At 70.5% G+C, this 16,735-nt stretch carries 16 protein-coding genes; 5 read left to right on the top strand and 11 right to left on the bottom strand.

Translation table 11 applies throughout. The annotated features are described in order from the left end of the window. Position 1 precedes the first annotated feature (1 nt). Positions 2-1,726, top strand: coding sequence for an ABC transporter substrate-binding protein (locus ABD093_RS06890; protein WP_193117982.1), 1,725 nt, complete (start codon positions 2-4; stop codon positions 1,724-1,726). Positions 1,727-1,957: 231 nt separating this feature from the next. On the opposite strand, the gene ABD093_RS06895 is transcribed toward ABD093_RS06890, so the two are convergent. From ABD093_RS06895 to pheS, 4 genes are read right to left on the bottom strand one after another with little or no spacing between them, the layout of a single operon-like run. Continuing rightward, positions 1,958-2,809, bottom strand: a complete 852-nt coding sequence (locus tag ABD093_RS06895) for an EndoS/ChiA family endoglycosidase (protein WP_193117981.1) — start codon at positions 2,807-2,809, stop codon at positions 1,958-1,960. A 16-nt stretch (positions 2,810-2,825) separates the two neighbouring features. Further along, positions 2,826-4,022, bottom strand: a complete 1,197-nt coding sequence (locus ABD093_RS06900; protein ID WP_193117980.1) for a family 20 glycosylhydrolase — start codon at positions 4,020-4,022, stop codon at positions 2,826-2,828. Then, the gene (pheT, locus tag ABD093_RS06905; RefSeq protein WP_193117979.1) at positions 4,019-6,637 is read right to left on the bottom strand and encodes a phenylalanine--tRNA ligase subunit beta; all 2,619 of its coding nucleotides are present in this window, start codon (positions 6,635-6,637) and stop codon (positions 4,019-4,021) included. Before pheT ends, ABD093_RS06900 begins: the two co-directional genes overlap by 4 nt. Position 6,638: 1 nt before the next feature. Beyond that, positions 6,639-7,745, bottom strand: coding sequence for a phenylalanine--tRNA ligase subunit alpha (gene pheS, locus ABD093_RS06910; protein ID WP_193117978.1), 1,107 nt, complete (start codon positions 7,743-7,745; stop codon positions 6,639-6,641). A gap of 191 nt (positions 7,746-7,936) precedes the next feature. Between pheS and ABD093_RS06915 the strand changes: the two genes are divergently transcribed. After that, positions 7,937-9,037, top strand: a complete 1,101-nt coding sequence (locus ABD093_RS06915; RefSeq protein ID WP_193117977.1) for an S-(hydroxymethyl)mycothiol dehydrogenase — start codon at positions 7,937-7,939, stop codon at positions 9,035-9,037. Then, positions 9,034-9,654 carry an MBL fold metallo-hydrolase gene (locus ABD093_RS06920; protein WP_193117976.1) on the top strand — a complete coding sequence of 207 codons (621 nt, stop codon included), beginning with the start codon at positions 9,034-9,036 and terminating at the stop codon, positions 9,652-9,654. Before ABD093_RS06915 ends, ABD093_RS06920 begins: the two co-directional genes overlap by 4 nt. Positions 9,655-9,706: 52 nt before the next feature. Here ABD093_RS06920 and ABD093_RS06925 read toward each other — a convergent pair whose 3' ends face one another. From ABD093_RS06925 to infC, 5 genes are read right to left on the bottom strand one after another with little or no spacing between them, the layout of a single operon-like run. Continuing rightward, positions 9,707-11,764: a bifunctional copper resistance protein CopD/cytochrome c oxidase assembly protein gene (locus ABD093_RS06925; protein ID WP_193117975.1), complete on the bottom strand. Its 2,058-nt coding sequence runs from the start codon at positions 11,762-11,764 to the stop codon at positions 9,707-9,709. Then, positions 11,761-12,663 (bottom strand): TrmH family RNA methyltransferase, encoded by a 903-nt coding sequence (locus ABD093_RS06930; protein WP_193117974.1) that lies wholly within the window; start codon positions 12,661-12,663, stop codon positions 11,761-11,763. Before ABD093_RS06930 ends, ABD093_RS06925 begins: the two co-directional genes overlap by 4 nt. Before the next feature lie 19 nt (positions 12,664-12,682). Beyond that, positions 12,683-13,063 carry a 50S ribosomal protein L20 gene (gene rplT, locus ABD093_RS06935; RefSeq protein ID WP_193117973.1) on the bottom strand — a complete coding sequence of 127 codons (381 nt, stop codon included), beginning with the start codon at positions 13,061-13,063 and terminating at the stop codon, positions 12,683-12,685. A gap of 58 nt (positions 13,064-13,121) precedes the next feature. Then, positions 13,122-13,316, bottom strand: a complete 195-nt coding sequence (gene rpmI / locus ABD093_RS06940) for a 50S ribosomal protein L35 (protein WP_193117972.1) — start codon at positions 13,314-13,316, stop codon at positions 13,122-13,124. Positions 13,317-13,341: 25 nt separating this feature from the next. Further along, positions 13,342-13,968 (bottom strand): translation initiation factor IF-3, encoded by a 627-nt coding sequence (gene infC / locus ABD093_RS06945; RefSeq protein WP_193118005.1) that lies wholly within the window; start codon positions 13,966-13,968, stop codon positions 13,342-13,344. A gap of 325 nt (positions 13,969-14,293) precedes the next feature. Between infC and ABD093_RS06950 the strand changes: the two genes are divergently transcribed. Next, positions 14,294-14,668, top strand: coding sequence for a hypothetical protein (locus ABD093_RS06950; RefSeq protein WP_193117971.1), 375 nt, complete (start codon positions 14,294-14,296; stop codon positions 14,666-14,668). Further along, positions 14,665-15,039: a DUF1844 domain-containing protein gene (locus ABD093_RS06955; protein ID WP_343923355.1), complete on the top strand. Its 375-nt coding sequence runs from the start codon at positions 14,665-14,667 to the stop codon at positions 15,037-15,039. Before ABD093_RS06950 ends, ABD093_RS06955 begins: the two co-directional genes overlap by 4 nt. An 83-nt stretch (positions 15,040-15,122) precedes the next feature. On the opposite strand, the gene ABD093_RS06960 is transcribed toward ABD093_RS06955, so the two are convergent. Both ABD093_RS06960 and priA read right to left on the bottom strand, forming a co-directional pair. Continuing rightward, positions 15,123-15,980 (bottom strand): SseB family protein, encoded by an 858-nt coding sequence (locus tag ABD093_RS06960; RefSeq protein ID WP_193117969.1) that lies wholly within the window; start codon positions 15,978-15,980, stop codon positions 15,123-15,125. Continuing rightward, positions 15,977-16,711, bottom strand: coding sequence for a bifunctional 1-(5-phosphoribosyl)-5-((5-phosphoribosylamino)methylideneamino)imidazole-4-carboxamide isomerase/phosphoribosylanthranilate isomerase PriA (gene priA / locus ABD093_RS06965; RefSeq protein WP_193117968.1), 735 nt, complete (start codon positions 16,709-16,711; stop codon positions 15,977-15,979). Before priA ends, ABD093_RS06960 begins: the two co-directional genes overlap by 4 nt. Between the last annotated feature and the right edge of the window lie 24 nt (positions 16,712-16,735).

Here is a 16,735-nt window from a genome sequence, read left to right on the forward strand (position 1 = left end):
AATGAAGATCTCACCCCAGTTCACCCGCCGCAGCGCACTCGGCGCACTCGGCATCGGTTCGATCGCCGCCACGGCGGCAGCGTGCTCCAGCGGCAGCGGCAGCGGCGGCGGGCCCGACAGCGGAGGCGGCGGCGGCGCCGGCGCCTTGTTCGTCGTCGGCACGATGGTCACGGCGACCAATCAGTTCGCCAAGAACTTCAACCGGTACGGCGGAGGTGACACCGCACCCGGCCTCGACCTCGTCTACGAACCGCTCTTCCGCCTCTCCTCCAAGGACGGCGGCCAGCTCCTGCCGATGCTCGCCGAATCCGCCGATCACTCGGAGGACGGCAAGGAAGTCACCTACCACCTGCGCAAGGACGTGACCTGGTCCGATGGCGAGCCCTTCACCGCGAAGGACGTGCTGTTCACCCTGGGCTCGATCTACGGGACCCCGAACCCCGAACCGGCGGAGGACGAGTTCGTGTGGCTCTCGGCCCCGATCGAGACCCCGGACGACCATACGGTGACGGTGAAGTACAACGACGACCAGCGCCAGCAGGAGGTGAACCTCGCGCTCTACTACCCGATCGTCCCGTCGCACATCTATCAGGACGGCGACAAGCTCGAGTTCCCTCAGGACATCATGGACGATCCGATCGGCACCGGGCCGGCAAGTCTGAAGGCCTTCGACACGCAGCTGGTCACCTACGCGATGCGGGACGACTACTGGGGCGGGACGTCCGAGGTCGGGGAGGTGCAGTTCGTGCCCTCCGGTCAGGCTGGCAACATCGAGACCCAGATCTCACAGGGCAACGTCGACTTCGCCGAGGGTGGGGCGCCGGGCGTCGTCAAGGGCTTCGTGGGCATGGCAGAGACGAACCATTACTCGTGGATCGCCGACGGCGCGTCGGAGGGCATCGCCTTCATGACCGCGAATCCCGACTCCCCGATGGCCGACGCGAATATCCGCAAGGCATTCCGCGCCGCGATCGACTACAGCGCTGTGATGGAGGCCTCCGGCATTGCGTACACGCTGCCGAATGCCGCCGGTGTGGACCCGGTGCTCAACGAGTCGTTGCAGCAGCCCGAGTTCAATGAGCCGATGGCGATGGACACCGACGCCGCCACGAAAGCCCTCGAGGCGTCCGACTGGTCCGTCAACGCTGCCGGCAACCTCGAGAAGGATGGCAAGGAGCACCCTCTGAGCCTGCAGATCCAGAACGACAACGCGACGTTCATGGTGACCATGCCGATCGTCGTCTCGACCTGGGAGAAGAACCTCGGGGTCACGGTCACCTTCGACCCGAAGCCGAAGGATGTCATGGACACCATCCTCTCGACCGGGGAGTTCGACGTGGTCGCCACCGGCCTGGGCTACCCCGGCTCCCCCTGGTCGAACTACACGATGTACGACCAGCCCATCCTGCCTCTCGAGGAAGAGACCAACAACGGCAACTGGGGACGGTGGGCATGGGGCGACGAAGCCGAGGAGAAGATGCAGATCCTCGTCTCCACGCTCAATACCCCGGAGACCCAGGATCAGATCGCGGAGGGGGTCCAAGGGGTGCAGCAGGCCTTCCTCGAGCAGGCGCCGCACGCACCCGTGCAAGGAGGCGGTACGGGCATCATGTACACCGAACTCAACTGGACCGGCATCCCGGACCCTGCTGATGTCGACTACTTCCCGAGGATCAATGGGATGGGCAACATGACCCAGCTGCTCATGGCCATCGAACCGGCCTGATCCGATCGTCCGGGAGGCGCCTCGCTGTCCACCGGCACCAGACCGCGACGGCCAACGGGCCCGGTTCCTGAGCTCTCCCGCCCAGGATCCGGGCCCGTCGGCCTTTCCTCACCGCCACGGCCGCGCCACGGTCCCCAGAGCGCTGCGGGGAACTGCATTGCATTGCGCTGCGCTGCGTTGCGTTGCAGAAGGTTCACGCGTCCCCGCGGTGCAGACGCTCCGAAAGACGGTTCACGCGTCGCCGCGGTGCAGACGCTCCGAAAGGCGGCGAGTCCAGGTGTAGCCCGTTTCCGTGATCCTGTCGTCGAGGAACTCCACTCCGTCGCGGTCGACCGCGTAGGAGAACACCCCCGCCTTGGTGGCGCCGTCCGGCTGCCAGTCCGCATAGTCGACTGCCCGTGACGTCTCGAAGGGTTCCGAGGTGTCGTCCCACCGGTTGAGGTCAAACTCCTCGTAGAAGGAGAACCCGATGAGGTAGCGCTCCGCCGGGATCAGCGGAGCAAAACTGTCCCAGGTCTCCTGCAGGCTCTCGACCGTGCGACCGTAGGACTGCACCAGGACGTAGTCGTAGAGATCAGCGGTGTGCTGGAAGACCTGCTCGTCACCGCCGAGATTCGTGTCGTAGATCAGCAGGGAGTCCGTTCCGGACTCCTTGCCGACGAGCCGCGCCAGCTCGTGGAAGACGCCCGCGGCGCGTTCGGCCTGCTCCGCATCGAGATAGCTCTCCATGTCGATATCCAGTCCATCGAGACCGTGCTCGTGGACCAGCTCGGTCACGAGCTTCTCCGCCAGGTCCCGGTGGCCGGTCGCGGTGTCGGGGAAGGACGGATCGAGCAGGGCGCTGATGTCGGTCGTGCGCACGACACGAGTCCCTCTCTCATGCAGCGCCGGCACATACTCCTCGCGCAGAGTGCGCCAGAAAGGGTTCTGCGGCGGGGTGAAATCCGGGAAGACGAAGGCGACATCCACCTCGGCCGGGATGTCTCCGAAGCTGTTGGGCTTCGTCGGGTCAGCGACCCTGTCATGCCATGTCCTGAAATACGCCATCTGCAGGGCGGTACGCGGATAAGGGCTGGCGACCACGATGTCTCCTCGGTACTCAATCGGTTGAGCGCCCATCGTTCCATGCCTCGGAGCTCTCTGCCAGGCCAGTGGCCGCCATGATCCGCGCGAAGGGCACGATCCAGGTGTCGAGGCGCTCCAGGAGCTCCCGCTCCCCCATCACGTCCGGGGCGTCGCACCACACGGACAGGGACGCCCCGAGCACGGGGTCGGGCGTTCCCGCGGAAACGGCTGGGACCTCGAGATGCACGTCCTCAGCAGCGAGGCCCATGAACCGTCGGGGCGAGAAGGTGTCGGTGAGCAGGCCGAAACGCCGCGCACCATGGGGCGCGAAGGGCCCGTCCTCGGAGAGCACGGCGTAGAGCTGGTCGCCGTGGGAGTTGATCACCCGATACCCGGAACGCAGGTAATCCTCGACCGACGGGGTCCAGTCCCGCCAGCGGATCCACACGTCGAGCACCACGTCGGTGCTGATCGGCGCGAGGGGTTCGTCGGAGGCAGGCACCACATGGTCGTTCCACAGCAGCGGAGTGCGGCCGAGCTCGATCGCTCGAGCTGCGAGGGTGTTGACGAAGAGGGCGTAGGAGTCCAGAGCCGTCGCCGCCGGCCCCACGAGTGACCGGGCGTGCGCGAGAAGGCTCGGGAAGCGCTCGGGGTTCTGGGCGTCCTCGTCCTCCCAGGGCGCCGCGAAGAACTCGTCCCCTCCCAGGTGGATCGCGTCGCCGGGGAACAGTCCGGCGACGGCCTCCATCAGGTCGAGAGCGAGCTCGAGGGCCTCGGGCCGGGAGATGTCGAGGCGGTCCTCGTGGACGTGGCCGTGGCGATCCACGAGCTGGAGATGCTCCCGCCCCACGAGCAGTGCCGCGGCGTGGGAGGGCAGATCGATCTCGGGCAGGAGCGCGATGCCGGCCGCCTCGGCCGCGGCCACGATCTGCGCCACGTCCTCCGTGCCCCAGGCGTCGTCGGCCGCGAGCTCCTCGAAGCCCGGGAGCCGCACCCCCACACGATGGGTCTCGGTGAGATGGAGGTGCAGGGCGGTGAAGCCCAGCTCACCGAGCCGGCCGATGAGCTGCACGACGGCGTCGGCGGTGAAGGACTTGCGCCCGACGTCGAGGCTCAGGCCGCGGTAGTCCGCGGCCCCGAGCCCGCTGGGCGCCGTCGGCCCCGACGCAGACGGCACGGGCCGCCGGTCCGTCGGGAGCCGGCGGCCCGCGCCGCTGTCGGAGGAGGTCACGCGCGCAGCACGCCGCCCACGGCCGAATCGACCGCCGCGATGCAGCGCGAGCGCGCCGCGCCGATCTGCTCCGCGGTCAGGGTGGCCTCGGCGGACCGCAGACGCACCGCGAACGCGAGCGACTTCTTGCCCTCACCGATCTGCTCACCGGTGAAGACATCGAACAGGTGGACGCTCTCGGCGAGGTCGCCGATGCCCACCACGATCGCCGCCTCGACGGCCGCGGCCGGCACGCTCTGGTCGACCACGAAGGCGAAGTCCTCCTTCGCCACCGGGTACGTCGGCACCGGCGCCGCCGCGATCACTGCCGGGGCGGAGGCGATCAGCGCCTCGAGGTCGAGCTCGAGGGCGCTGGTGCGCGCGGGCAGCCCGAACTCCGTGACCACGGCGGGGTGCAGCTCACCGGCGTGGCCGATGACCGTGCTCGTCCCGTCGGCCGCGGTGACCCGCAGCTCGCCGGCGCGACCGGGGTGGAAGGGCGCGCGCTCGGTCTGTCGCACCTCGAGATCCGCGCCGACGGCGGCGGCCGCGCGACGGGCCAGGTCGAAGGCATCGGCCCAGCCCCACGGGGCGACCTCGCCTTGCCACGATCCCGGACCGGACGCGCCGCCGACCACGGCTGCCAGGGTGCGGGTCTGGAGCGGGAGCGCCCCCAGGATGGCCTCGAGCTCGGCGTCGGAGGGTCGCTGCGCAGCGGCGGGGACCGGCGAGCGGGAGCCCTCTCCGCGGGAGAGGGACGTGGTGCCGAGCTGGAAGATCGCCACCGATTCCTCGCCGCGGCCGAGGTTGCGTCGCGCCACGGGCAGCAGGGTCTGCAGCAGCGACGTGCGCAGCAGGGGTTCGTCGTCGGCCAGCGGGTTCAGCAGGCGCACCGCGCCACGGCGGGCATCGTCTTGCGCGTACCGCAGGGCGTCGAAGATGCCCTCGCCGACGAACGGGTACGAGGTGACCTCGACGAGCCCGGCCTCGGCGAGTGCACGGTTCGCGGCGCGGCGAGCTCTCTGAGCGCGCGTGAGGCCGCGACCACCGGGGGCTGTGGGCAGCACGGAGGGGATGGTCTCGTAGCCGACCAGGCGGGCGATCTCCTCGATCAGGTCCTCGCGGATGACGAGGTCCGGGCGCCAGGACGGCGGGGTGACGGCGAGCGTGCCCTCGGCACCGTCGCCCGTCCCGTCCTCCACGGTGCAGCCGATCATCTCGAGGCTGCTGCGCACCTGCTGCGGGGTGTAGGCGATGCCGACCACGCGCTCGGCGTCGCCGAGCGGCAGCGCGATCGGTGCGGCCGCGGGCCCCGCGATGCCGCCCTCGTCGGTGATGCGGGACGCGATCTCACCGCCGCCGTACTCCACGATCAGCTGGGCGGCCCGGTAGGCGGCCACGCGGGGCAGCTGCGGGTCCACGCCGCGCTCGAAGCGCTTGGAGGCCTCCGAGGGGAGACGGTGGCGTCGCGCGGAGCGGGCCACCGAGATCGGGTGGAAGGTCGCCGCCTCGAGCACGATGTTCGCGGTGCCCTCGGAGACCTCGGTGGACTCCCCGCCCATCACGCCGGCGATGCCGAGCACGCGAGCGCCCTCGCCGCCCTCGCTGTCGGTGATCAGCAGGTCCTCGGCGTCGAGCGTGCGGGTGACGTCGTCCAGGGTGGTGAGCTTCTCGCCCTTCTGGGCGCGGCGCACCACGATCGGGGCGACGACCTCGTCCGCATCGTACGCATGCAGCGGCTGGCCGAGGTCGAGCATCACGTAGTTGGTGACATCCACGATCAGCGAGATCGGGCGCATGCCGGCCAGGGTCAGCCGACGCGCCATCCAGCGCGGGGTCTGCGCAGCGGGGTCCACGCCGCGGACCTCGAGAGCCACGAAGCGCGAGCAGCCCTCGACGTCCCGGATGGGGGCGTCGTCGCGCAGCCGGACGGCGAGCCCGCCGTCCTCGGCGGAGGGGATCTCGACGGTGGAGGCCGGATCGGTGTAGGCGACACCGGTGGCGTGGGAGTACTCCCGGGCCACGCCGCGCATCGAGAAGCAGTATCCGCGGTCCGGGGTCACGTTGATCTCGACGACCTCGTCGGCCAGGCCGAGCAGGGCGATCGCGTCGTCACCGGGCTCGCCGGTCAGGCCCTCGGCGTGGCCGCGGCCCAGCACGATGATGCCGTCCTCGCCGGTGGGGTCCTCGCCCAGGCCCAGCTCGTCGCCGGAGCAGATCATGCCGTCGGAGACGTGGCCGTAGGTCTTGCGGGCAGCGATCGCGAAGTCGCCGGGCAGCACGGTGCCGGGCAGGGAGACGACGACGAGATCTCCCTCGACGAAGTTGTGCGCGCCGCAGATGATGCCGCGGCTGGGTCGCTCCTCGCCGGGCTGCGGGTCCTTGGGGTTGTCGAGGTCCTCGTTGTGCTCGGGGCCGACGTCCACGCGCACCCAGTTGATCGTCTTGCCGTTCTTCTGGGGCTCCTTGACGAGCTCCAGCACGCGGCCGACGACGAGCGGTCCGGTCACCTGGGCGCCGAAGATCGCCTCCTCCTCGAGGCCGACGCGGGAGAGGTCGGTGGCGACCTGCAGGGCGGAGGTTCCGGCGGGCAGCTCGGTGTGCTCGGCGAGCCAGGTCAGGGGAATGCGGGGCATCTCAGATCTCCGTACCGTAGTGCTGGGAGAAGCGGACGTCGCCCTCCACGATGTCGCGCATGTCCGACACTCCGTTGCGGAGCATGAGGATGCGCTCGATCCCGAGGCCGAAGGCGAAGCCCTGGTACTCCTCGGGGTCCACCCCGGCCGCGCGCAGCACGTTCGGGTGGACCATGCCGCAGCCGCCCATCTCGATCCAGCCGGTGCCGCCGCACACCCGGCAGTTCGGGTCCGCGTCGTGGTCGAGCCCCTCGCGGGCCCCGCAGCTGAAGCAGCGGAAGTCCATCTCGGCGCTGGGCTCGGTGAAGGGGAAGTGGTTGGGGCGCAGGCGCGTGATCGGCGCCCCGCCGAAGATGTGCGCGGCGAAGGCGTCCAGGGTGCCCACGAGGTTCGCCATGGTCAGGCCCTTGTCGATGGCGAGGCCCTCGACCTGGGTGAACATCGGCGAGTGCGTCGCGTCGATCTCGTCGGCGCGGTACACGGTGCCGGGGCAGGCGACGTACAGCGGGGCGCCGCGCTCGAGCATCGAGCGGATCTGCACCGGGGAGGTCTGCGTGCGCAGCAGCATCCCCGAGCCCTCGGGCGCCACGTACAGGGTGTCCTGCAGGGAGCGGGAGGGATGCTCGGGGTCGGCGTTGAGCGCGTCGAAGTTCAGCCATTGGGACTCGATCTCCGGGCCCTCGGCGATCTCCCAGCCGATCCCGACGAAGAAGTCGTTGATGCGGTCCTGGAGCACGGTCAGCGGGTGGGAGGCGCCGCGGGGTCGCAGGTCGGTGGGGAGGGTGACGTCGACGGTCTCCGCGGCGAGCGCTGCCTCCTCCTCGGCGGCGGCGAGCTCGCCCTGGCGTGCGGCCAGTGCCTTCTGGACCCGGCCCTTGCCCTGGCCCACGAGCTTCCCGGCGGCGGCCTTCTGGTCCTTGGGGAGGTCCTTGATGGCGCGGTTCGCGGAGGTCAGCACGCTCGCATCGCCCACGTGCTCGATGCGCACCTGCTTCAGCGCGGCGGTATCGGGGGCAGCGGCGATCGCAGCGAGCGCGGCATCGATCGCCGCGGTGATCGCCGCCTCGTCGATCGAGGGCGCCTCGGGCGCAGGGGATGTGTCGGACACGGGTATCGCTTTCGTCCTGAGAAGTCCTGAGTGGTCACGGGCGCCGCGCCGGAGCGACGTCCGGAGCGGGGGCACCGCGGACCATTCTAGGAGGGATCGGCGACGGACCTCCGCACGAGGCAATCCACGCCACATCGCTTAGCCTGGAGGGGACAACGTCTACCCTCGCCCCGAGGAGTCAGGAGGCCCCCATGTCCACGACGGTCCAGGGTGTCGTCGCCCGTGCCGCCAGGCAGCCCGCCGAGCTCGTCGACATCGTGATCCCCGATCCGGGTCCGCACGACGTCATCGTCGACATCGAGGCCACCGGTGTGTGCCACACCGACCTCGCGTACCGCGACGGCGACATCAACGATGACTTCCCCTTCCTGCTGGGTCACGAGTCCGCCGGTCGCGTCTCCGTGATCGGCGAGTCCGTCACCCATGTGGAGGTCGGCGACTACGTGGTGCTGAACTGGCGTGCCGTGTGCGGTGAGTGCCGCGCCTGCACGAAGGGCGTCCAGCAGTACTGCTTCGACACCCACAACGCCTCGAAGCCCATGACCCTCAGCGACGGCACCGAGCTGACCGCCGCGCTCGGCATCGGCTCCTTCGCGGAGAAGACCCTGGTCCACGAAGGCCAGTGCACGAAGGTCTCCGAGGAGGCCCCGGCCGAGGTCGCCGGGCTGCTGGGCTGCGGCGTCATGGCCGGCATCGGCGCCGCGATCAACACCGGCGCGGTGCAGCGCGGCGAATCCGTCGCTGTGATCGGCCTGGGCGGCGTGGGCTGCGCGGCGATCGCCGGCGCGAAGCTCGCCGGCGCGACCACCATCATCGGCCTCGACGTCGACGAGAAGAAGCTCGCCGCCGCTCAGGAGCTCGGGGCCACCCACACCCTCGCGACGAAGGGTCTTTCCCCGCAGGAGGTCGCCGAGAAGGTCCAGGAGCTCACCGGCGGTTTCGGAGCGGATCTGGTCGTCGACGCGGTCGGGATCCCCCAGACCTACGAGACGGCGTTCTACGCCCGTGACCTCGCCGGTCGCGTGGTGCTGGTGGGGGTCCCCCGCCCGGACGTCGAGCTCACGCTGCCGATGCTGGACATCTTCGGCCGGGGCGGCTCGCTGAAGTCCTCCTGGTACGGCGACTGCCTGCCCGAACGGGACTTCCCCTATCTCATCGACCTGTTCCTCCAGGGTCGCCTCCCGCTGGACCGGTTCGTCACCGGGCGCACCGATCTCGCCGGGGTCGACGGGGCGCTGGACGCCCTGCACGACGGGAACACCCTGCGCACCGTGGCGGAGGTCGGCCGATGACCGCGCGACTCGCCCACGCCGTCACGGCGGGCACCTTCAGCCTCGACGGCGAGACCCACGAGGTCGAGAACAACGTGTGGGTGCTCGGTGACGAGGAGCAGTGCGTCGTGTTCGACGCACCGCACGATGTGAAGACCGTGCTGGAGCTGGTGGGTGATCGGGAGTGCGTCGGCATCCTGCTCACCCATGCCCATGACGACCACGTGCGCATGGCCCCCGAGCTCTCCGAGAAGCTCGAGGCGCCCATCCTGCTCAACCCTGCGGACCGCGAGGTCTGGCAGCTCACCCACGGTGACCTGCCCTGGGACGACGATGTGCAGGACGGCGACATGTTCACGATCGCCGGCGTGGACCTCGAGGCGCTCCACACCCCGGGCCACTCCCCCGGGGCGACCTGCTACTACGTCGAGGATCTCGGCGCCGTGTTCAGCGGCGACACGCTGTTCCAGGGCGGTCCGGGGGCGACCGGTCGCTCGTTCTCCTCGCGGGAGACCATCGAGGAGTCGATCAGGGAGCGTCTGTTCGCGCTGCCGGACGACACCGTCGTGCATACCGGCCACGGCCCGGACACCACGATCGGGACCGAGAAGGCGGCAGCTCGCGGCGACTGGCTGTGAGCGGCCCGGGGTCGGGTCCCGAGGGATCCGACCCCGCGAGCTCGTCGCCTCGTCAGGTCGGCGGCGGCGACTCGTCCTCGCGCGGGGACGCCCCCTGCGCGGGCTCCTCGTCGGCCGCTCCCGAGACTGAGGGAGCGGCCGACGGCGCGCCGGCCCTGCCCTGCAGGCTGGCGAGGTAGGCGTTGTACGCCTCGAGCTCGGCACCGCCGTCGCGCTCGGCCTTGCGGTCGTACTGGCGGGCCCGGCGGTCGTCGGACTTCATCCACATCGCGGCGACGATGATCGCGTAGCCGACGGTGGGGACCTCGGAGATCGCCCACATGATCGTGCCGCCGCGCACCTGGATCAGCATCAGCTGCTCATCGGTGTACATCGCCAGCTGGTGGTACCAGTCCGGGGCGATCAGCCAGGTCGCCGAGACCATCGCGACGCCGAAGAAGGCGTGGAAGGCGAGCGTCACCAGCAGGGTGATCAGCTTCAGGATCGGGTTGATCGGCTTCGTCGAGGGGTCCACCCCGATCAGCACCCAGGCGAAGAGGTAGCCCGAGGCCAGGAAGTGCACCGTCATGAGCACGTGCCCGAGGTGGGAGTACATCGCGGCCTCGAAGAGGGGCGAGAAGTAGAAGATCACCAGGGAGCCGGCGAAGATCAGGCCCGCGAGCGGCGGGGAGGAGAGGATCTGCGCGTACCGGGAGTGCAGCGCGGCGAGCACCCATTCGCGGATCCCCCGGGACCCGTCGGTGCGCGGGGCGACGGCGCGGGAGAGCAGCGTGACCGGCCCGCCCAGCACCCACAGCGGCGGCGCGATCATCATCATCGCCATGTGCTGGACCATGTGGGCGTCGAAGCGGAACCGGCCCCAGGCCGCCGCTCCCCCGCTGAGCACCCAGGCGAAGGCCACGCAGCCGGCCAGGAAGGCGAGCGTGCGGATCCACGGCCAGGTGTCCCCACGTCGCACCAGGCGCACGACGCCCGTCACGTAGAGCGCGGCCATCGCCGCAGCCAGCAGGAGCGCGATCCAGTCGGGCTGGATCACCGTGAACATGGTTCCCGGGCCGAAGGCCTTCGCGGGCGGCAGGTAGCCGACCAGCGAGAGGGTCTTCAGATCGCCGACGGCGGGGACCACCTGCGGCACGGGCGGGGCGGACCTGCCCAGGGCGATCGAGGCGCCGATCACGGCGGCCATCACGATCCCCTCGGTCGCGGCCAGGTGCCGGAAGCGCAGCCGGTCCCCGAGCCGTCGACGCTGGGCGGCACCGATCCCGGCCAGGACCAGCAGCCCCACGGCCTTCACGAGCACGACGCGGCCGTACCCGGTGGTGAGCAGGTCGCTCCAGCCCGAGAGGCGGATGACGGCGCTCAGCACCCCGCTGACCGCGAGCGACGCCACGGCCGCCAGGGCCCAGGGCGAGAAGCGGCGCACGGTCGTGGCGAGCTGCGCGTCCTCCAGGCGTGGAGCGATCAGTGCGATCACCAGCAGGCCGCCGGCCCAGACCGACACGGCCACGAGGTGCAGCGCCATCGCGTTGACCGCGTTCGTGTGGTCCAGGCTCGCCCCGGCGTGGCCGGCCAGACCGAGGGCGCCCACCCCGATCCCGGCGAAGGCGAGCCCCCAGCAGGCCAGAGTGGTGGACCGCGCGAGCGCATAGGCCAGCGCCGAGATCGTCGCGGCGATCCCCACGGAGAGCTGGAGCTTGCCGAGATCGGTGCCGAGCGCGATGTCCCAGACATTCAGTCCGGAGCCCGATCCCGCGGCCTCCAGCCCTCCCAGCGGGATCTGGGCGATCGCGGCGACGGCCCACAGCAGAGCACCGACGGCGCCGAGGCGGACGGTGGCGCGTCGCGCAGGATCCAGCGTCGTGACCTCGCGCCGGGACGGGCCGGGCTGGAGGAGCACGGCGGTGCCGCCGGCTCCGATCGCGAGCAGCAGCCCCAGATGGTGCAGGGCTCGGACGACGGGCAGACCCCAGGTGACCAGCGGTGACGCGGGCACCAGGGTCGCCGGGGTGGCGGCGCCGGTGGCGAGCAGCCCGACCAGCGCGGAGGCGACGGTGAGAACCAGCAGCATCGGCACGACGGCCGCCCCGATGCGCAGGGCACGTGAGGTCATTCCCGGGCCTGCCTGCGGCGGAGCGTCTCGAACAGGCATACCGTCGCGGCGGTGTGGACGTTCAGGGATTCGGCGTGCCCGGCCAGGGGGATGCGCACCGCCAGGGGCGCCGCCTCGAGGGTGTGCTCGTCCAGTCCGTGCGCCTCGTTCCCGAGGATCCACGCGATCCGGGAGGGCAGCTCCGCCGTGAACAGCTCCGCCTCCGCGTAGCCGCTGGTCGCGGCGGCGGTGACCTGCGCGCCGTGCAGAGCCTCCAGCACGTCGTCGATCTCGGCGCCGGTGACGACCGGCAGATGGAAGAGGCTTCCCACGGAGGCACGCACGGCCTTCGGGGCATAGGGATCGGCGCAGGTGCGGGTGAGCACGACCAGGTCCGCTCCGGCGGCGTCGGCCGTACGGATCAGCGTGCCCACGTTGCCGGGGTCACGCACTTCGTGCAGGACGACCACCGTGACCGGCTGCTGCTGCGGCAGGGCGGCGATCGCCGCGACGGCGGCCGACGGGTCCTCCGCGGGCAGATGTCCGAGGGCCAGCACGCCTTGAGGGCTCGTCAGGGTGCCGCTGGCCGCGCCGTCCGGCTGCGCGCCGTCAGGGCTCGGCCCGGTGGCGTCCTCGCGCACCATGGCGCGGATGATCTGGTCCTCCACCTCGTGCACCGTGATCCCGGCCTCGCGGGCAAGGTCCGCCAGCTCGGGATGGGCGGCGTCGGCTCGGGCGGTGGTGAACACCTCGCGCGCGAGATCGGCGCGATGGGCGAGCAGCGAACGGATCGACTGCGGCCCCTCCACGCGGAACATCTGCTGCTTGCGACGAGCAGAGCGCCCGGCCAGTGCCGCCACCTTCCGCACCCGCTCGGAGCGGGGGGAGGTGATCGGGGACTGATCCGGGCGCTCGGTCATCGCGTCGTGTGGCGCGATGTCAGGCTGCCGGGGCGTTGACGTCCTCGGGGAGGGCGTTCTTGGCGATCTCGACGAGCGCGGCGAAGGCCGGGGCGTCGTTGACCGCGAGCTCGGCGAGCATGCGGCGATCGACCTCGACGCCGGCCAGGCCGAGGCCCTGGATGAGGCGGTTGTAGGTCAGGCCGTTGGCGCGGGATGCCGCGTTGATGCGCTGGATCCAGAGCTGACGGAAGGAACCCTGGCGCTTCTTGCGGTCGCGGAAGTTGTAGGTCTGCGAGTGCAGGACCTGCTCCTTCGCCTTGCGGTACAGACGCGAGCGCTGGCCGCGGTAGCCGCTGGCCTGCTCAAGGATTTCCCGACGCTTCTTATGGGCGTTTACCGCCCGCTTCACGCGTGCCACGTGATACTCCTTCGATCGTAAATTCAGGGGCGCGGGAGCAGGGCTCCCACGTGGGCGATCAGCGGCCCAGCAGCTTCTTCATGCGCTTGACGTCGGCCTTGGCGACAGTGGTGTCGGTGCCGAGGCGGCGCTTGCGGGTGGAGGACTTGTGCTCCAGGAGGTGGCGAGCGTTCGCCTTCTCCCGCATGAGCTTGCCCGACCCGGTCACCCGGATGCGCTTCTTGGTCCCCGAATGGGTCTTGTTCTTCGGCATGGTGCCTGTTCTCCTTCGTACGTTCTCAGGACTCGGAGCCGGGCTCGGCGTCGGCCTCGGGCTGGGACGACTCGTCCCCGCCACGGGCAACAGCCTTCTCGGCGTCAGTCTTGCGCTTGCGGGCCTCGGCCATGGCCTGGGCCTTCTTCTTGTGCGGTCCGAAGACCATCACCATGTTGCGACCGTCCTGTCGCGGGTGCGACTCGACGAAGCCGTACTCGGCGACGTCCTCGGCCATACGACCGAGAAGCTTGACGCCCCTCTCGGGACGGGACTGCTCACGACCACGGAAGCGGATGATGACCTTGACCTTGTCGCCACCATCGAGGAACTTCTCCACGTTGCGACGCTTGGTCTCGTAGTCGTGCACGTCGATCTTCAGGCCCATACGGATTTCCTTCTGGACCGTATTCGCCTGGTTCTTCCGCGCCTCACGGGCCTTCAGGTTGGCTTCGTACTTGTACTTGCCGTAATCCATGAGACGCGCGACCGGCGGGTTCGCGCCGGGTGCGACCTCGACAAGATCGAGATCGGCTTCCGCGGCGAGACGCAGTGCGTCCTCGACACGGACCTCACCGACCTGCTCGCCGGCGGGCCCGACCAGAAGGACCTTCGGGACCCTGATCTGACCATTGATGCGCTGTTCGCTGATGTTGGCTCCTCACCTTGGTTCGAGTCGGACAAGACGAAAGGCCCCCGCTTCATGCGGAGGCCCCAAGGTGCGCGACGCCGGAGCGCCTGCCGGGCATTGCGGCCCGACGATCGGGCGTTGCCGCCCGACTGCGATACTGACCTGGCAACGGTTCGCGCCGAGCTCGAGAGCTGCGGGCTGTTTGCTACGAGGTGGGAAGGGACTCCACTTGAGGAACGATGTGACGAGGGTTTCGACCTGTTCCGATCCCCTATCCTAGCAGGAGCGCTCGCGCAGTCCAGGTGATGTGCGTCGCGTCCCTGACCAGTGATGAACGAGGAGTTCCGTGGAGAGCGACCGCAGCCCTGTCGGAGACCCTGAGCGCGAGGGCGACGCCCCTCCCGGCAGCACCCCTCCTGATCCGCGGCGCAGACGGGACATCATCATCTCACTGGTGGTCGTCGCGGTCCTGGTGCTGGTGGTCGCCATCGGCGGCAGCATCCTGGCCTATCGCGCACTGCGCCCCGAGCCCGGTGCAGCAGTGGGTGCGATCATCGAGGAGAGCACGATCCTGGAGACTGCAGGAGGGACGATCCACGACCCTCTCGCGGACGCCGCGGCGCGATGCGCTGCGGGCCCGGACCGCTCCGCCCGCACTCTCGACCCCCTGGTCGCCACCGACGACCTTGCCCCCTCCACGACGAAGGACAACACCCTGTGAACGACAACCAGACCCCCGCACCTGCCCCCGCGGACGAGAGCTCCGACGATGCGCTGCGCGACATCTCCGAGGTCGCCGCGGTCGAGATCATCACGTCGGCCTGCGTGCATCTCATGAGCGCCGCCGCCGTGAAGGTGGGGCTCGCGGAGGACGAGGCGACCGGGCAGTACCAGGACCTCGCCGAGGCGCGGAAGCTGATCACTGCCCTGGCCGGCCTGGTGACCGCCTCGGCTCCGGAGATCGGCAACGAGCATGCCCGGTCCCTGCGTGACGGCCTGCGCTCGCTGCAGCTGGCCTTCGCCGAGGCGCTGCCGTTCCCCGATGGCCCGGGCGAGGCCCCGGGCGAGAAGTACACCGGCCGCGTCTCCTGAGGACCGAGCGGCTCATGAGTGCCGTACGGCTCATCCGGGCCGCACGGCTCCCGCAGCTCGACCGGCTCCCGCAGCTCGTACGGTCAGGACCCCAGCACGAGACGCAGTGAGCTGATCCGCTCGGCGACGAGCGTCTCCGCGCCGAGACGGGCGGAGACCTCGTCGACCACCGCGCGCACCTGAGGCGCCGTGAGTCCGGGGCGCAGCTGCAGATGGAGGTCGACCTCGCTGCGCTGCCCTGCACGCGCCGAGAGGCCCTCGACCTGATCCGTCGCGTCCGCGACGGCGTCCAGGACGGCGGAGAGCTCCGGATCCAGATGCGGAGGGACCCATTCGCGTCCCTGGGCGAGCGCCCAGAGCACTGATCGCGGGAGCAGGATCGGCCCGCCCACGTCCGGCGAGGTCGCCGCGTCCACCAGCAGTGCGGTGCAGCCTTCCTGCACCGCGGCCTGTGCGGCCTGCGGGGCCACCACGGGGACCGGGCGGGCGTCGGACCGCCAGGCGCTCAGGGCATCGGCGGCGGTGAAGATCGGCAGCACCCGGATGCCGTCGGGCGCGGTGATCGACACCATCGCCATATCGGCGCCGTTGTCACCGGTCAGCCCGTGCGCGGTGGTGCCGGTCTCGGTGGCGACCGCCATGATCGGCACCAGCACGCGGCTCCGCGCCAAGGCCGCCACGAACGCCTGACGGTGAGGATCCTGACCGGCACGGTGGGCCGTCAGCGCACGGCCGAGCTCCTCCGGGATCGCCCCGGAATCCTCCGGGAAGGGGCTGACGGTGTAGTCGCGCCCTTCCCACGAGACACCCGCGGTGTCCGTGAGCGGTGACTTCTCGCGGAAGTGCGCGGGCAGCGCCTTCGCGACCGCCTCCGCACGGGTCTCGTGAGCGTCGGCGGGCCGCCGTTCCGAGGGGTCCGGGGTCTCTGGTGCCCCTGTCATCGGCGACCTGCGACGTCCAGCGCCTCACCCATCGTGAACGCCTGGGCGTAGAGGGCCTTGCCCACGATCGCGCCCTCGACCCCGGCGGGGACCAGCTCGCGCAGGGCACGCAGGTCCTCGAGCGAGGAGATGCCGCCGGAGGCGACGACGGCGGCGTCGGTACGGGAGCAGACGTCGCGCAGGAGGTCGACGTTGGGACCGCGCAGGGTGCCGTCCTTCGTGACGTCGGTGACGACGTAGCGCTGGCAGCCGGCTTCGTCGAGGCGCTCGAGGGTCTCCCACAGGTCGCCTCCCTCGCGGGTCCAGCCGCGGGCGGCGAGGGTCGTGCCGCGCACGTCGAGGCCGACGGCGATGCGGTCGCCGTGCTCGGCGAGGATCTCCGCGGTCCACTCGGGGTTCTCGAGGGCGGCCGTGCCGAGGTTGACACGGCGGCAGCCCGTGGCGAGCGCGGCGGCGAGGGAGTCGTCGTCACGGATGCCGCCGGAGAGCTCCACGTTCATGTCGACCGCGGCGACGACCTCGGCGAGCAGGGCGGCGTTGCTGCCGCGCCCGAAGGCCGCGTCGAGGTCCACCAGGTGCAGCCACTGCGCACCGCCCTCCTGGAAGGCGAGGGCGGCGTCCAGCGGGGCGCCGTAGGAGGTCTCGGAGCCGGCTTCACCCTGCACGAGACGGACTGCCTGGCCGGACTGCACATCGACGGCGGGCAGCAGCTCGAGGATCGGAGCGGTCATAGGGGTGCCTCCTGGAAGCGGGTT

The sequence above is a fragment of the Brachybacterium tyrofermentans genome (assembly GCF_039526165.1).
In the GTDB taxonomy this organism is placed as follows: domain Bacteria; phylum Actinomycetota; class Actinomycetes; order Actinomycetales; family Dermabacteraceae; genus Brachybacterium; species Brachybacterium tyrofermentans.